Annotated in this window: 12 protein-coding genes, 1 tRNA gene and 1 pseudogene; 1 reads left to right on the top strand and 13 read right to left on the bottom strand. The window is 65.7% G+C overall.

The features are described 5' to 3' along the window. Nucleotides 1–78: 78 nt before the first annotated feature. The 12 genes and pseudogenes from FJ311_13090 to miaA form a co-directional block, all read right to left on the bottom strand. Nucleotides 79–154, bottom strand: a tRNA-Lys gene (locus FJ311_13090). Between the two features lie 105 nt (nt 155–259). Beyond that, nucleotides 260–967: a haloacid dehalogenase type II gene (locus FJ311_13085; GenBank protein MBM3952371.1), complete on the bottom strand. Its 708-nt coding sequence runs from the start codon at nt 965–967 to the stop codon at nt 260–262. A 10-nt stretch (nt 968–977) separates the two neighbouring features. Next, nucleotides 978–2126: a rod shape-determining protein RodA gene (rodA, locus tag FJ311_13080; GenBank protein MBM3952370.1), complete on the bottom strand. Its 1149-nt coding sequence runs from the start codon at nt 2124–2126 to the stop codon at nt 978–980. Between the two features lie 16 nt (nt 2127–2142). Then, nucleotides 2143–4107 (bottom strand): annotated as a pseudogene (gene mrdA, locus FJ311_13075) (penicillin-binding protein 2). A 9-nt stretch (nt 4108–4116) separates the two neighbouring features. Next, on the bottom strand, nt 4117–4632 hold the full coding sequence (mreD, locus tag FJ311_13070; protein ID MBM3952369.1) for a rod shape-determining protein MreD: 516 nt from the start codon (nt 4630–4632) through the stop codon (nt 4117–4119). Beyond that, entirely contained in the window at nt 4629–5561 is a 933-nt protein-coding gene (gene mreC / locus FJ311_13065; GenBank protein MBM3952368.1) for a rod shape-determining protein MreC, read from the bottom strand. Before mreC ends, mreD begins: the two co-directional genes overlap by 4 nt. A 41-nt stretch (nt 5562–5602) precedes the next feature. Beyond that, nucleotides 5603–6643: a rod shape-determining protein gene (locus tag FJ311_13060; GenBank protein MBM3952367.1), complete on the bottom strand. Its 1041-nt coding sequence runs from the start codon at nt 6641–6643 to the stop codon at nt 5603–5605. A 58-nt stretch (nt 6644–6701) separates the two neighbouring features. Then, the gene (locus FJ311_13055; protein ID MBM3952366.1) at nt 6702–8282 is read right to left on the bottom strand and encodes a 2-isopropylmalate synthase; all 1581 of its coding nucleotides are present in this window, start codon (nt 8280–8282) and stop codon (nt 6702–6704) included. Nucleotides 8283–8831: 549 nt separating this feature from the next. Continuing rightward, nucleotides 8832–9851, bottom strand: a complete 1020-nt coding sequence (ilvC, locus tag FJ311_13050) for a ketol-acid reductoisomerase (protein MBM3952365.1) — start codon at nt 9849–9851, stop codon at nt 8832–8834. A 19-nt stretch (nt 9852–9870) separates the two neighbouring features. Further along, a complete protein-coding gene (ilvN, locus tag FJ311_13045) occupies nt 9871–10386 on the bottom strand; it encodes an acetolactate synthase small subunit (protein MBM3952364.1) in 516 nt (171 codons plus the stop codon). A gap of 52 nt (nt 10387–10438) precedes the next feature. Further along, entirely contained in the window at nt 10439–12202 is a 1764-nt protein-coding gene (locus FJ311_13040) for an acetolactate synthase 3 large subunit (GenBank protein MBM3952363.1), read from the bottom strand. Between the two features lie 186 nt (nt 12203–12388). Beyond that, nucleotides 12389–13336: a tRNA (adenosine(37)-N6)-dimethylallyltransferase MiaA gene (gene miaA, locus FJ311_13035; protein MBM3952362.1), complete on the bottom strand. Its 948-nt coding sequence runs from the start codon at nt 13334–13336 to the stop codon at nt 12389–12391. A 41-nt stretch (nt 13337–13377) separates the two neighbouring features. Here miaA and serB point away from each other — a divergent pair, with 41 nt between their 5' ends. Beyond that, the gene (serB, locus tag FJ311_13030) at nt 13378–14280 is read left to right on the top strand and encodes a phosphoserine phosphatase SerB (GenBank protein MBM3952361.1); all 903 of its coding nucleotides are present in this window, start codon (nt 13378–13380) and stop codon (nt 14278–14280) included. On the opposite strand, the gene FJ311_13025 is transcribed toward serB, so the two are convergent. Further along, the coding region (locus FJ311_13025; GenBank protein ID MBM3952360.1) for a PDZ domain-containing protein at nt 14277–15388 on the bottom strand (1112 nt) is incomplete at its 5' end. The two genes, serB and FJ311_13025, sit on opposite strands and share 4 nt — an antisense overlap.

The following is a 15388-nucleotide window of genomic DNA, read 5'->3' as shown; positions in this document are numbered from 1 at the left end:
CAGGAACCAACGGAATGAAATTGACCTCGTCCGTCCGGCGGCGGGCGGGTTAACCAAAATCGCGTGGAACGGGAAAGGTGGTGGGCGCACCAGGACTCGAACCTGGGACCCGCTGATTAAGAGTCAGCTGCTCTACCATCTGAGCTATGCGCCCCCCGGGAATACTTCCGAAAGGGGCCGCTTTATACCCCGCGACCGCGCCGCCGCGCAAGGGCGCGCGCCCCTGTCGTCGCGCCCCGCGGCAACGGCGAAAACCACGTCAGGCCAGCGCGTCCGCGAGAGCGGCGAAATCGGAAAAAACCGCGTCCGGCTGGTGGGGCGTCTGGCCGAACGGGCGGCGGCGGCGGTCGATAAAGGCGGCGCGCATTCCGTAGGCCTTGGCGCCGATGCAATCGAACGCGTGATTGGCGACGAACAGGCAGCGCGAACGGTCGACGCCGAGAATCGCCTCGGCCTTCGCGTATGTCTTCCAATGCGGTTTGAAATAACCCGCTTCCTCGGCCGAGATCACGCGATCGAAATCGAATCCGATGTGCGGGCCGGCGGCCTCGAGCATGTCGCGGTCGCCGTTGGAGAGAATGGCGAGCGTGTAGCCCCTTTTGCGCAACCGCCCGAGCGCCGCAACCACGTCGGGAAACGGCTTCAGGCGTTCGATTTCCGCCACCAGCCTTTCCGCGTCCTCGCGCGTGTGGGCAATGTCGCAACGGTCCATGACGTAGGACACCGCGCGCTGCCCGATCAGCCGATAGGGCGTATGGCCGCGATCGCACAGCGCGTCGATCATCGAATTCTCGAAATGCGTGCGCCGCCACCAGGTTACGAACGAATCCGGCTTGCCGGACCATCCCTTGGCCTTGAGGAACGGGGCGGCCACTTCGGTCAGCCCCTTCTGCATGTCGACGATGGTGCCGTACTGGTCGAACACCAGGGCCTTGATTTCGCCGCGGAGAATATCGACCGTCGTCACCGACAAATTCCTAGATGCCGCCCGGACCGCCGAGCCGCCCCATCATGACGTCGCGGTGAACGTGCGCGTTGAGCAGCAAGCCGAACGAGATCAGGATAGTCAACATCGCCGTGCCGCCGTAGGACACCAGCGGCAACGGCACGCCAACCACCGGAACTAGGCCCATGACCATGGCGATGTTGATGAACACGTAGAGAAAGAACATGCTGGCGATACCCATGGCGAGCAGCCGGCCGAAATGGTTACGACAGGAAAAGGCGATGGCGTAGGCGTAAAGCAGCACCAGCGCATAAAGCGCGAGCAATGTCAGCCCGCCCAGCATGCCGAATTCCTCCGCCAGCATGGTGAAGATGAAATCGGTCTGCTTTTCCGGCAGGAAGCTCAAATGACCTTGCGTCCCCTGCAGGAAGCCTTTGCCGAAAAACCCGCCCGAGCCAAGCGCGATCTTGGATTGGATGATGTGATAGCCCGCGCCGAGCGGGTCCTGTTCGGGATCGAGAAAGGACATCACCCGCTTTTTCTGGTAACCGCGCAGAAACTGCCAGGCGATCGGGATCGCCGCCAGCGCCGTCAAGCCGACGGCGACGAATTTCCAAATCCGAACCCCGGCGACGAAGAACAGCGCCGCCGCCGACAACAGCAACATCATCGCCGTGCCGAGGTCAGGCTGGCGGAGAACCAGTCCGACCGGCAGGATGACCAGCACCACCGGTACGACCAGGAACAGCGGCCGGCGAACGTCCTCCGACGAGCCGCCGTGAAAGTAATGGGCAAGCGCCAGCAGCAAAGCGACCTTCATCAACTCGGACGGCTGGAAATTGACGATGCCGAACGACAACCAACGCTGCGCGCCCATGCCGATCCGTCCGGCGACCTCGACCCAGATCAGCAGCGCGAATGCGAGCCCGTAAACAGGGTAGGCGTACTTGAACCAGACCCGGATATCGGTCACCGCGATGGTCACCAGCAGCGCCACACCGAAAGCGAAACGCGCCATTTGCCGCGACGCCCAAGGGTCCAGGCTGCCGCCCGCCGCGGAATAGAGCATGACGAAGCCGACCGAGGCGATCAGAGCCAACAGCAGCACCAGGAACCAGCGGATTTCCCGGAATTTCTGGCGAAGCGGCATTTGACCGCGGTCGAACGTCTGGGCGCGCATGATCGCGGCCCCTCTACCCGCCGGCGCCGGACGGAGCCGGTGCGCCCGCGCCGTCGCTTGCCGCGCGCGGGGATTCGCCCGCGCCATTGTTCGCCGCGCGCGGGGATTCGCCCGTGCGACTGGCCGTCCGCTGCACGCCGTCGCCGAGGCGGGCGCGTTCCTGGGCCATGAGGAGAATATCGCGCGCGATCGGCGCGGCCACCGCACCGCCGCCGCCGCCGTGTTCGACCACCACCGCCACCACGTAGCGCGGCGACGCGACCGGCGCGTACCCGACGAACAGCGCGTGGTCGCGCTCGCGCCAGGGGATTTCGTGGTTCTTTCTCAGCCCCTGCTCGCGCTCGGCCTTGGAAATACGCCGGACCTGGGACGTGCCGGTCTTGCCGCCCATCTCGAAACCGCGCTTGGCGATCCGGGCGGTGTAGGCCGTTCCGCCCGGCTCGTTGACCACCGCGTCGGTCGCCGCCCGCACCCATTCGACGTGCAGCGAGTTGAGGCCGAGGGACTTGAAAGGCTCGGCCGGCTCGCGCCGCTCGACCGCCTCGGAAAAGCCGGCGCGCACTTCGCGCGTGAGACGCGGAGTCACGGCGAAACCGCCGTTGACCAGCCGCGCGGTCATGATCGCGAGCTGCAAGGGCGTCGCCAGAACGTAGCCCTGGCCGATGCCGAAAATCAGGGTTTCGCCGCCCTGCCAGGGCACGCCGGTGATATCCAGCTTCCACTTGCGGGTCGGCATCAGGCCCGCGCGCTCGCCCGGCAAGTCGATGTCTTGGACGGTGCCGAGGCCGAGGCGATTGGCCATCTGCGAGATGCGATCGACGCCGAGGCGCCGGGCCAACTCGTAGAAATAGACGTCGCAAGAACGCGAAATGCCGGTGTGCAGATCGACCCAGCCGTGGCCGTGCTTGCGCCAGCAATGGAACCGCGCGTCGCCGAGGGTGTAATACCCGGGACAGAAAATCCGCTGGGCGGGCGTAATGACGCCACGCTCGAGGGCGGCCAGCGCGACCGCGATCTTGAACACCGAACCCGGCGGATATTGGCCGGCGATCGCCTTGTTGACCAGCGGCGTATAGGGATCGCGGCTGAGCTTGCGCCATTCCTCCCCGCTCAGACCCCGATTGAACGCGTTGGAATCGTAGGCTGGCGTCGACACCAACGCCAGCACCTCGCCGGAATGGGCGTCGAGCACCACGGCCGAGGCGCTTTCCTCGCCGAAGCGCTTGGCGATGAAGCGCTGCAGTTCGAGGTCCACGGTCAGGCGAACCTCGCCGCCGGGCTGGCCTTCCTTGCGGGCGAGTTCGCGGATGACGCGGCCGAAAGCGTTGACTTCCACTTGAGAACTGCCGCCGGTGCCGCGCAACGCCAGGTCGTGCACTTTCTCGATGCCCGATTTGCCGATCCGGAAGCCGGGCAGTTCGAGCAGCGGGTCGCCGGTCAATTCCCGTTCGGACACGGCGGCAACGTAACCCAGCACGTGCGCGGTTTCGTCCGGATAGAGATAGCGGCGCGACTGGCCGACATCGATCATAACTCCGGGCAAGTCGGGGGCGTTGACCTCGATCCGCGCCACATCCTCCCATTCCAGGTTTTCACGCACGGTCAGCGGCACGAAGCTGCGCCGCCGCCGCGCTTCGCGCAGGATGCGCCGGCGCGCGTCTTCGCCGATCGGAACGATCTTGCCGATGGTGTCGAGCGTCGCCTCGAGGTCGCCCGCCTGTTCGGGGGTGACCAGAACGCGGAAATTGCGCTCGTTGACGGCGAGCGGCTCGCCGAACCGATCGACGATCCGGCCGCGCGGCGGCGGCAACAGGCGCAGGTTGATCCGGTTTTCATCGGCAAGGGTGCGATAGCGCTCCGATTCGAGCACCTGGAGGTAATACATCCGCGCGGCGAGCGCCGAAAAAAGCGCGAGCTTGCCGCCGGCCAAAAGCGCCATCCGCCGATTGAATAGTTTTTGCCGTTCGGCGTCGCGCAGCATGGCCGATTCTCAGTTTTCCGTTGCCAGGCTCGAATGCCAGCGGAGGAACAGCATCGACAATATCGGATAAATCCCGAGGGTGAGCAGGTACTGATAGACGAGGCTGCGCGGATCGATGAACGCCGCGTTGAGCACCATGGCCGTGAACCACGCGATCAGCGCCGCCCCGGCCGACATCACGGCAAAGCCGATCCACAGCATGCCGAATCCCTTGCCGACGAAAAACCGCGCCTGGGAAACGATCACGCCGTGAACCAGCAGGAAGACCGCGGTATAGAGCCCGAGCGGCCCGCCGCCGACAATGTCCTGGAAAAGCCCAATCGCGAAAACCGCCCGCGCCGGCATCAGGTCGGGGCGGTACGCGGTCCAGTGATAGACGCCGATCAGGGCCAGAAGCGGCATGATCCGCGCGAGTCCCGGCACGTGCGACGGCACCGCCGCCAGCAGTACCAAGACAAAGGTTATCGCAACCGGCGCCAGGCGTCGGGCCTGGGCGTCCAGCCGTTGCCCGAGCGTCGGTTTCATCGGCCCGCGCCCTCGTCGCTTTTCGCGGCTTCCTTGCGCACCGCGCGGCGGCGTTGTTGGGCGGGCTCAACCCGGGGCGGCGGCGGGCCCTCGAGAATGCCGGCCAAGCCGAAATCGACCACGCGCACGAAATCGAGCTGCGAGCGTTCGACGAACGGCTTGACCAGCACGCCGTTGTCCGCGACCGACACCACCACCCCGATCGGCAGCCCGGGCGGGAACACCCCGCCGTGACCGGAAGTGACGATGCGGTCGCCGGCCGCGACCGCGCCGCCGTCGGAGAGATAAATCAATCGCGCGCGGTCGGTGTTGTCGCCGGCGAGAATGGCGCGGGTGCGGGTACGCTCGACGATCGCGGGGATGCGGGAGTTCAAATCCGTCACCAGCAACAGGCGCGCGGAATGATTGCCGACCGCGGCGATGCGCCCGGCGAGCCCGTCGCCGGTCATGACCGGAAGGCCCTTCTTGACCCCGTCCCGCTCGCCGGCGGCGACGATCATGCTGTGCACGAAGGTGCCGCCGACGTCGGCGATCACGCGCGCGGTGACGAAGGTCGCCTCGGGCGGCGGCGCCCATTTGAGCAGCGTCTTCAGGGTTTCGTTCTCGCCCTCCAACCGGCGCGCCGCCGATTCCCACTGGCGCAGCGTTTCGACCTCGGCGCGCAGCAGCGCGTTTTCCTCGTGGATGCGGGCGAGTTCGCGGCCTTTGTCGATGGCGCCGTCGATGGCGGCGGCGGGACGCGAGAGCGCGTTCATGATCGGCGCGACCGCGTCCACCACATTGACCCGGATACGATCCATCAGTAGTGCGTCGACCTTGCCCAGCATCATCAACCCGAACGCGGCCGCGATCAGCCCGGCATACGCGAACCGATGCAGCAGTCCGCGCATGGGCTGGGCGAAGCGGGCGAGGATCCTCGGCTTATCCATCGCGTTTTCCGTGTCCCGGGCGCCTTGGCGCCCCAACAGCCTCAGTACATCGTATGCAGCACGTCCTTGAGCCGGCGCATGTCTTCGAGCGCGCGGCCGGTGCCCATGACCACGCACGACAGCGGGTCGTCGGCAATCGATACCGGCAGGCCGGTGGCGTGGCGCAGCACATAATCCAGATTGCCGAGCAGCGCGCCGCCGCCGGTCAGCACGATGCCCTTGTCGACGATGTCGGCGGCGAGCTCGGGCGCGGTGTGTTCGAGCGCGACCTTGACCGCCTCGATGATGGCGCCGACCGGCTCGGTCAAGCTTTCGGCGATCTGGCGCTCGCTGATCAGGATTTCCTTCGGCACGCCGTTCATCAGGTCGCGACCCTTGATTTCCATGGTCGCGCCCTCGCCTTCGGCCGGCGGGCAGGCGGAGCCGATTTCCTCCTTGATGCGCGCGGCCGAGCTTTCGCCGATCAGCAGGTTATGGTGGCGGCGGATGTAGGCGATGATCGCTTCGTCCATCTTGTCGCCGCCCACGCGCACGCTGCGCGAATAAACGATGCCGCCGAGGGAAAGCACCGCGACCTCGGTGGTGCCGCCGCCGATGTCGACGACCATCGAGCCGGTCGGCTCGGTCACCGGCAGGCCGGCCCCGATCGCGGCCGCCATCGGCTCCTCGATCAGGAACACCTTGCTCGCCCCGGCGCTTTCGGCCGATTCCTGAATCGCGCGGCGCTCGACCGCGGTCGAGCCCGACGGCACGCACACGATCACCAGCGGCCGGGCGAAACGGCTGCGGTTGTGGACCTTGCGGATGAAGTACTTGATCATCTCCTCCGCCACCTCGAAATCAGCGATCACGCCGTCGCGCAAGGGGCGGATGGCGCGGATGTTGCCGGGCGTGCGCCCGAGCATCTGCTTGGCTTCCTCGCCCACCGCCAGCACATGGCGCCGGCCCTTGCCCTCCGAAATCGCCACCACCGACGGCTCGTTGAGGACGATGCCGCGTCCCTTGACGTAGACCAAGGTGTTGGCGGTGCCGAGATCGATCGCCATATCGGCGGAGAGAAATCCGAACAGTTGCGAGAGCATCGGGCGTCGTTCCTTCTGTCGTTCTTGCTTTTGTTGTTGGGCGGCGGCCGTGTCCTATTTAGGCGGACATGGCCGCGGGCGCGGATTTCTCCCGCTTCACCAAAAGCTTGTTGAGCGCGTTGAGGTAGGCCTTGACCGAGGCGACCATGGTGTCGGTATCGGCGCCCTGACCGTTGACCGAGCGGCCGTTCTCCTCAAGCCGCACGGTAACTTCGGCCTGGGCGTCGGTGCCGGCGGTGACGGCGTGGACCTGGTAGAGCAGCAGCCGGGCGTCGTGCGGGAACAGCTCCCGGATCGCCTTGAAGGCGGCATCGACCGGGCCGTCGCCCGAGGCCTTGCATGACTTGACCGTCCCGTCGATCCGCAGTTCCAGCTCGGCCTTGGGCGGCTGATGCCTGGTCCCGCACAGGATTTCGAGCGACACCAGGCCGACCCGCTCGTTGGCATGGGCGATTTCGTCGTCGACCAGGGCGACGATATCCTCGTCAAAGACTTCCTTCTTGGCATCGGCCAGGACCTTGAAGCGCGTGAACGCTTCGGTCAGCGCGTTGTCGCCAAGGGCATAGCCGAGTTCAGCCAGCTTTTCGCGGAAGGCGTGGCGGCCGGAATGCTTGCCGAGCACGATCTTGGACCGCACCAGACCGACCGATTCCGGAGTCATGATCTCGTAGGTGCCGGCGTGCTTGAGCATGCCGTCCTGGTGGATGCCCGATTCGTGGGCGAAAGCGTTGGCGCCGACGATCGCCTTGTTCGGCTGGACCACGAAGCCGGTGATGGCCGATACCAGGCGCGAAGCCTTCATGATGCGCTCGGTCTTGACGTTGGTGACGAAGGGCATGCGGTCGTGGCGCGTGCGCAGGGCCATCACCACTTCCTCCATCGCCGCGTTGCCGGCGCGCTCGCCCAAGCCGTTGACCGTGCATTCGATCTGGCGCGCGCCCGCGCCGACGGCAGCCAGCGAGTTGGCGACGGCGAGGCCCAAGTCGTTGTGGCAATGGGTCGAGACGATCGCCTTGTCGATGTTCGGCACGCGCGCAAACAGCATGCGGATCAGGGCGGCATATTCCTCCGGCACCGTGTAGCCGACGGTGTCCGGGATGTTGATGGTGGTGGCGCCGGCCTTGATCGCGCTTTCGATGCAGCGGCAGAGAAAGTCGTGCTCGCTGCGGGTGCCGTCCTCGCACGACCATTCGACGTCGTCGGTGAAGCGCCGGGCGTACGTGACGCTTTCGATCACCTTGTCGTGAACCGCGTCCGGCTCCATCTGCAGCTTGTATTTCATGTGCAGCGGGCTGGTGGAGATGAAGGTGTGGATGCGCCGGCGCGCCGCCGGGCGCAAGGCCTCGGCCGCACGGTCGATGTCGCCCTTGGTCGCGCGGGCGAGGCCGCAGACGGTGGAATTGACGACGATCTTGGCGATACGATTGACCGCCTCGAAGTCGCCGGGCGACGCGATCGGGAAGCCGGCTTCGATCACGTCGACGCCCATGTCCTCGAGGGTTTGGGCGATGCGGATTTTTTCGTCCAGATTCATCGACGCGCCCGGCGATTGCTCGCCGTCGCGCAAGGTGGTGTCGAAAATGACGACTCGATTCGGTTCGCGTTTGTTTTCGCGTTTATTTTCGCGGGCGGGATTCATGGCAGGTGTTCCTTCAACGCATCATGGGACTAGGGGACTCTCGGGGAATCGATCCCCAAGAACGACATTCGATCTCCTCTGTACGCTCGCCCGGGCGCGGACCGAAGTCCGCGCGGGCCACGCGTCAGAGGCCCCTAAGTCGAAGGAGCGTTCCCTTTCCGCCGCGGGCCAAAGCGCGCGCGCGCGAACGACCCCGGGCCGGAACCCGAGGAGCGATCATGGTCGTGGCGCGCAATTCGTTCATGACACTTTCGTCAACGCAGTTTGGCCGCCGCTCGATATGGCCCCGACGCCGGCGCCGAAGCCCTACGCCTAGATGGCCCAAGGACAGGATAAAGACAATCCCCCTTCGCCATTGTCAACTCTGGACAATCCCGCATTCTTTCGAGAGGGGCTTAAGGCGGGGTAAATGGTTATGTTCTCTATGTGTTCCAGCCCTCCGCGCCGCGCTCCGGACCTTCCGCGCCGCGATCCGGACCTGCGTTCACCATAAACGCGTCGGGGGCGGAACCCCGCCCCCGGTACCGGCGCGTCTAAATCCGATTTACGTCAGTTTTTGCTCTTATCGACCAGCCGGTTCTTGGCGATCCACGGCATCATGCCGCGGAGCTTTTCGCCGACCTGCTCGATCGGGTGCTGAGCCGCGCGTCGGCGCATGGCCTTGAAGCTCGGCTGGCCGGCGGCGTTTTCCAGCATCCAGTCGCGGGCGAAGCGGCCCGACTGGATGTCATCGAGGATCTCCTTCATGCGCGCCTTGGTCGCCGCGTCGATCACCCGCGGACCCCGGGTGTAATCGCCGTATTCGGCGGTGTTGGAGATCGAATAGCGCATGTTGGCGATGCCGCCTTCGTAGATCAGATCGACGATCAATTTCACTTCGTGCAGGCATTCGAAATAGGCCATCTCCGGCGCGTAGCCGGCCTCGACCAGAGTCTCGTAGCCGGCCATGATCAGCGAGGTGAGCCCGCCGCACAGCACCACCTGTTCGCCGAAGAGATCGGTTTCGCATTCCTCGCGGAAGGTGGTCTCGATGATGCCGGAGCGCCCGCCGCCGATGGCCGAGGCGTAGGCGAGGCCGATGTCGTGGGCGTTGCCGGAAGGGTTGCGCTCGACCGCCAACAGACACGGCACGCCGCCGCCACGCTGGTATTCGGAACGGACCGTATGCCCTGGGCCCTTGGGCGCGACCATGAACACATCGAGGTCGGCGCGCGGCTCGATCAGCCGAAAGTGGATGTTGAGCCCGTGGGCGAAGGCGAGCGCCGCGCCCTTCTTCATGTTGGGGCCGAGATCGTCGGCGTAGAGCTTGGCTTGGCCCTCGTCCGGGGTGACCACCATCATCACGTCGGCCCACTTGGCGGCCTCGGCCGGAGTCACGACCTTGAACTTGGCATCCTCGGCCTTCTTGCGCGCGCCCGAACCTTCGCGTAGCGCGACCACCACGTCCTTGACGCCAGAATCGCGCAAGTTCAAGGCGTGGGCGTGACCCTGGCTGCCGTAGCCGACGACGGCAACCTTCTTCGACTTGATCAGGTTCACGTCGGCGTCGCGGTCATAATACACACGCATGGCTAAAGTCCTTTCCGGATTACAAGGGTTCGGGGCCGCGGGCGATGGCGACGACCCCGGTGCGGGAAACGTCGACCAGGCCGAGCCCGGACATGAGATTGATGAAGGCATCCAGCTTACCCGCATCGCCGACGATTTCGAACACGAACGATTCGGCGGTCGAATCGAGCGCGCGGGCGCGGAAAATGTCGGCGATGCGCAGCGCCTCGACCCGACGATCGCCGGTGCCGCGCACCTTGACCAGCGCGAGCTCGCGCTCGACGTGCGGACCGGCTACGGTCAGGTCGGACACCTTGTGCACCGGCACCAGGCGCGCGAGCTGGGCCTTGATCTGCTCGATCACCATCGGGGTACCCGAGGTAACGACGGTGATGCGCGACAGCCGGTCGGCGGCGTTGACCTCAGCCACCGTCAGGCTCTCGATGTTGTAGCCGCGTCCCGAGAAAAGGCCGATGACGCGCGCGAGCACGCCCGGCTCGTTGTCGACGAGCACGGCGATGGTGTGCCGGGCGACGGGTTCGATTTTCGGGGTCACAACGGAAGTTCCTGGTTATGAGAACGGCGCGGGCGAAAGCGGCGGCGCGCCTTCATACCAGCACCATGCCTTCCTCGGAAACCGGTTGTTCGCTCTTGTCCGCCGGTCCGAGCAGCATTTCGTTATGGGCCGCCCCCGACGGAATCATCGGGAAGCAGTTTTCCTTCGGATCGACCAGGATGTCGGCGATCACCGACTTCGGGCTTTCGATCATCGCCTTGATGACCCCGTCGATCTCGGCCGGTTTGGTCGCGCGCAAGCCGAGCGCGCCAAAGGATTCGGCGAGCTTCACGAAGTCGGGCAGGCTGTCCATGTAGCTTTCGGAATAACGCCCGCCGTGCAGCAGCTCCTGCCACTGGCGGACCATGCCCATGTACTGGTTGTTGACCAGGAACACCTTTACCGGCAGGCGGTACTGGGCGATGGTCGACATTTCCTGGATGTTCATCAGGATCGAGGCTTCGCCGGCGATATCGATCACCAGCGCCTTGGGGTGCGCGACCTGAACCCCCATCGCCGCCGGCAGGCCGTAGCCCATGGTGCCGAGCCCGCCCGAGGTCAGCCACCGGTTCGGCTTTTCGAACTTGAAGAATTGCGCCGCCCACATCTGGTGCTGGCCGACTTCGGTGGTGACGAAGACATCGGAGCGATCCTTGGTCAGCTCGTAGAGCCGCCGGATGGCGTGCTGCGGCTTGATCACATCGTCCGAATTCTTGAAACGCAGGCACTCGCGCGCGCGCCAGTCGTCGATCTGCTTCCACCACGCCTTGAGCGCCTTGGCGTCGGGCTTGGCCTGCGCGCTCTTCCAGAACTTGATCAGGTCTTCGAGCACGTGGGCGACGTCGCCGACGATGCCGACTTCGACCGGCACGTTCTTGTTGATCGACGAGGGATCGACGTCGATGTGGATCTTGCGCGAATTGGGCGAGAACGCGGCGAGCTTGCCGGTGATGCGGTCGTCGAAGCGCGAGCCGATCGCGATCATGGCATCGCAACCGTGCATGGCAAGGTTGGCCTCGTAGGTGCCGTGCATCCCGAGCATGCCGAGGAATTGCGGGTCCGACGCCGGGAATGCGCCGAGGCCCATCAGCGTCAGCGTCACCGGGAATCCCGTCGTCCGCGCAAACTGGGCGAGCAGCAGGGACGCCGACGGGCCCGAATTCACCACGCCGCCGCCCGCGTAGATGATCGGACGCTTAGCGTTGGCGAGAATTTCGACCGCGCGCTTGATCTGGGCGGGATCGCCCTTGAGGCGCGGCTTGTAGCTCTTGTGCACGACCTTGGCCGGCGGCAGGTAAGGGCCGGTCGCGAATTGCACGTCCTTGGGCAGGTCGACCACCACCGGGCCGGGCCGGCCCGAGCGCGCGACGTGGAACGCCTCGTGCAGAATGCGGGCAAGGTCGTTGACGCTTTTGACCAAGTAGTTGTGCTTGGTGCACGGGCGCGTGATGCCGGTGGTGTCGCATTCCTGGAATGCGTCGTTGCCGATCAGGTGGGTCGGCACCTGGCCGGTGAGACAGACGAGCGGAATGCTGTCCATCAAGGCGTCGGTAAGCCCGGTGACCGCGTTGGTCACGCCCGGCCCCGAGGTCACCAGCACCACGCCGACCTTGCCGGTCGAGCGCGCGTAACCCTCGGCCGCGTGCACCGCGCCGCCTTCCTGGCGCACGAGGATGTGGCGGATGTCGTTCTGGCCGAACAGCGTGTCGTAAATGGGCAGGACCGCGCCGCCCGGATAGCCGAAGATGTGGCTGACGCCTTGATCCTTGAGCGCCTGAATGACGATTTCGGCGCCGGTCGTCTGGTCCTTGGTCATCGCGCGACTTTCAACAATTAGGGCAACAATTGGGGCAACGATTGGGGCAAAACGGTCTGTTCACGGCCAATGCCGCTCTGCGCCGCCATCCGGGCGGCGCGCGGGGAGTGGAAACCTAGTCGCTCGACCCCCTTCGGTCAACGAATAAATGGAAAGATTATTGCGCTGCTTCGGTAACAAAATTACCTAAACGGCAAGAAAAGCCGCGACCGCGCGTGAAGCTTCGTCGATGGCCGTTTCGCCGAAGCATCCGAACGTGCGCGCGCCCGCAACCTGGTTGCGAAGCCACGTACGTTGGCGCTTGGCGAACTGGCGGGTGGCGCGCTTGGCCTTCGCCACCGCCTCCTCCAGGGCCGCCCGGCCCGCCAGGTGTTCGAGCAACTCGCGCACGCCGACCGCCTTCACCGCCGGCAAGGTCGGATCGAGACCGAGACGGTCGAGCGCGCGCGCTTCGGCGAGCGCGCCTTCCGCCATCATGGCGTCGAAACGAAGATCGAGACGCCGATCGAGTTCGTCGCGCGGCGGATCGAGCGCGAGGACGAGGAACCGGTCGGACCGCGCCCGCGCGCGACCCCGCTCGCGTCGGTGCCATTCGTTCAGGCAAACCCCGGTCGCCCGGCGGACCGCATAAGCGCGCACCAAACGTTGCGAATCTTTTTCGGCGATCCGCGCCGCACCTTCCGGATCGAGGCGCGCGAGTTCGGCGCGAAACGCCGCGTTGCCGATCCGCTCGCGCAAACTCCGCGCCGCCGCGACAGTTTCGGGCGGGATCGGCGGAACCTCGGCGATCCCTTCCATCAGCGCCTTGAGGTAAAGCCCGGTGCCGCCGACGACCAAGGGCAATCGTCCCTCGCTCCGGATTTCGGCAATGGCTTGAAGCACGAGACCGAGCCAACGCCCGGCCGAGCAACGTTCCGCCGCCGGCAGCACGCCATAAAGAAAATGCGGCGCGCGCGCCTCGTCCCTCGGCGAAGGGCGCTGGGTCAGCACAAAGAGCTCGCGGTAGACCTGCTGGCTGTCGGCGTTGACGATCGCGCCCCGGAAGCGTTCGGCCAGCGCCAGCGCGAGCGCGGACTTGCCCGAACCGGTCGGCCCGGCGATGACGACGATCGGTTTTCGGGTTTCCACGCTCATCCGCCTTGTGCTCGCCGCCGCCGCCGATTTATGTAGCCGGCATGGATTCCGTGCTGGTTCTGATCGCGCCCGCGGAGGGCGATTCGCTCGACGACGGCATTGTCGCCTCGGTCCGCGATTCCCTCAAGCAACAAGGCGCGGCCTTGGGTGCCGTACGCTGGCTTTCCCCCCGCCGCGCGTGCGAATGGCCTCATGCCGGCATTGCCCAAAGCGCCGCCGCGCGGGCAGCCCTCGCCACGATCGGCAGTCGACGGATCGACGCCGCCGCGCTTTCCGCCGACGGACGGCGAAAGAAGCTCCTCGTCGCCGACATGGATTCGACCATCGTCGCGGGTGAAATGCTGGACGAACTCGCGGATTTTGCCAATCTCAAGGCCGATGTCGCAGCCATTACCGCGCGCGCCATGAACGGCGAGATTGAATACAAGGATTCCCTGCGCGCGCGGGTCGCGCTGCTCAAGGGGCTCAACGCTGATTACCTCGAAAAGACCTTTGCGCGAGCGCGCCTCAATCCCGGCGCGGCGACGCTGGTCGCGACCATGCGCGCCCACGGCGCGCATACCTTCCTCGTGTCCAGCGGTTTTCGCTATTTCACCTCGCGCATCGGCGCGCTCGCCGGTTTCGACGCCGAAACCGGCAATGAGGTCGAAATCGCGGAAGGGAAGCTCACCGGGCGGGTGGTCGAGCCGATCCTGGACAAGGACGCGAAACGGGCGGCCCTGCTGGAAGCCGCAGCGCGGCGCGGGATCGCGCCGTCGGAAGCCATCGCCGTCGGCGACGGAGCCAACGACTTGCCCATGATCCTGGAGGCCGGGATCGGCGTCGCCTACCGCCCGAAACCGGCGGTCGCGGCGGCGGCACCCATCGCCATCCGCCACGCCGATCTTACCGCGCTGCTTTATTTGCAGGGTTACGCGGACGAGGAGTTCGCGGGTCGGAATTAGCCCTTGCCGAGACGAACCGCGACGAAGCGCATGCCGCCCTGGCCTTCGACCAGCATCAGCAGCGATTTCTTGCCGGCTTTTTTCGCTTCCTGGATCTTGGCGGCGACGTCGGCAGGCTTCGAGACTTCCTGCTGGCTGACCTCGACGATCACGTCGCCCGGGCGAATGCCTTTTTCGGCCGCGGGCCCGTTGTCGGCGACGTTGGTCACCACCACACCCTTGACGTCCTTCTCGATCTTGAAGCGCTCCTTCACGCGCGGGCCGGCTTCGGCCACGGTCAAACCGACGTCGTCGAGAGCGAGCCCGTCGCCGGTGCGGCTGTCGCCCTTGCCGCCGGGACCGGTGCGGGCGGCGACCTTGGTGTCGTCCTCGAGTTGGCCGACGGCGACCTCGAGGCGCACTTCCTTGCCCTCGCGCCAGACCACGATCGGAACCTTCTTGCCGACCTCGGTATCGGCGACCAGCCGGGGCAGGCGGCGCATTTCGGTCACGTCGCGGCCGTCGAATTTCAACACCACGTCGCCCGGCTGAATCTTGGCTTTCTCCGCGGGGCCGCCCTTGATCACGCTGGCGACCAGCGCGCCGGTCGCCTGCTTGAGGCCGAGGGTCTCCGCGATCTCGTCGGTCACGCCCTGAATATGAACGCCGAGCCAGCCGCGTTTGACCTGGCCGCTCTTGATCAATTGGCGGATGATCGGCTCGGCGCTGGCGGTGGGAATGGCGAAGCCGATGCCGACGCTGCCGCCGGTGGGCGAAAAGATCGCGGTATTGATGCCGATCACCTCGCCCTGCAGATTGAACAGCGGCCCGCCGGAGTTGCCGCGGTTGATCGAGGCGTCGGTCTGGATGAAGTCGTCGTAGGGACCGGAGTTGATGTCGCGCCCGCGCGCCGAAACGATGCCGGCGGTGACGGTGCCGCCGAGGCCGAACGGATTGCCGATGGCGATCACCCAGTCGCCGACGCGCGCCTTGTCGGAGTTCCCGAACTTGGTCGCCGACAGCTTGCCGGTCGGGTTGACTTTCAGTACCGCAAGATCGGATTTGGCGTCGCGCCCGACCACCTCGGCCTTGAGGCGGGCGCCGTCGTGGAAGATGACGGTGATTTCGT

It is taken from the genome of Rhodospirillales bacterium, assembly GCA_016872535.1.
Lineage (GTDB): Bacteria > Pseudomonadota > Alphaproteobacteria > Rhodospirillales > 2-12-FULL-67-15 > 2-12-FULL-67-15.
The sequence above is the reverse complement of the archived record's forward strand: the minus strand, read 5'-3'. Positions and strand labels throughout refer to the sequence as shown.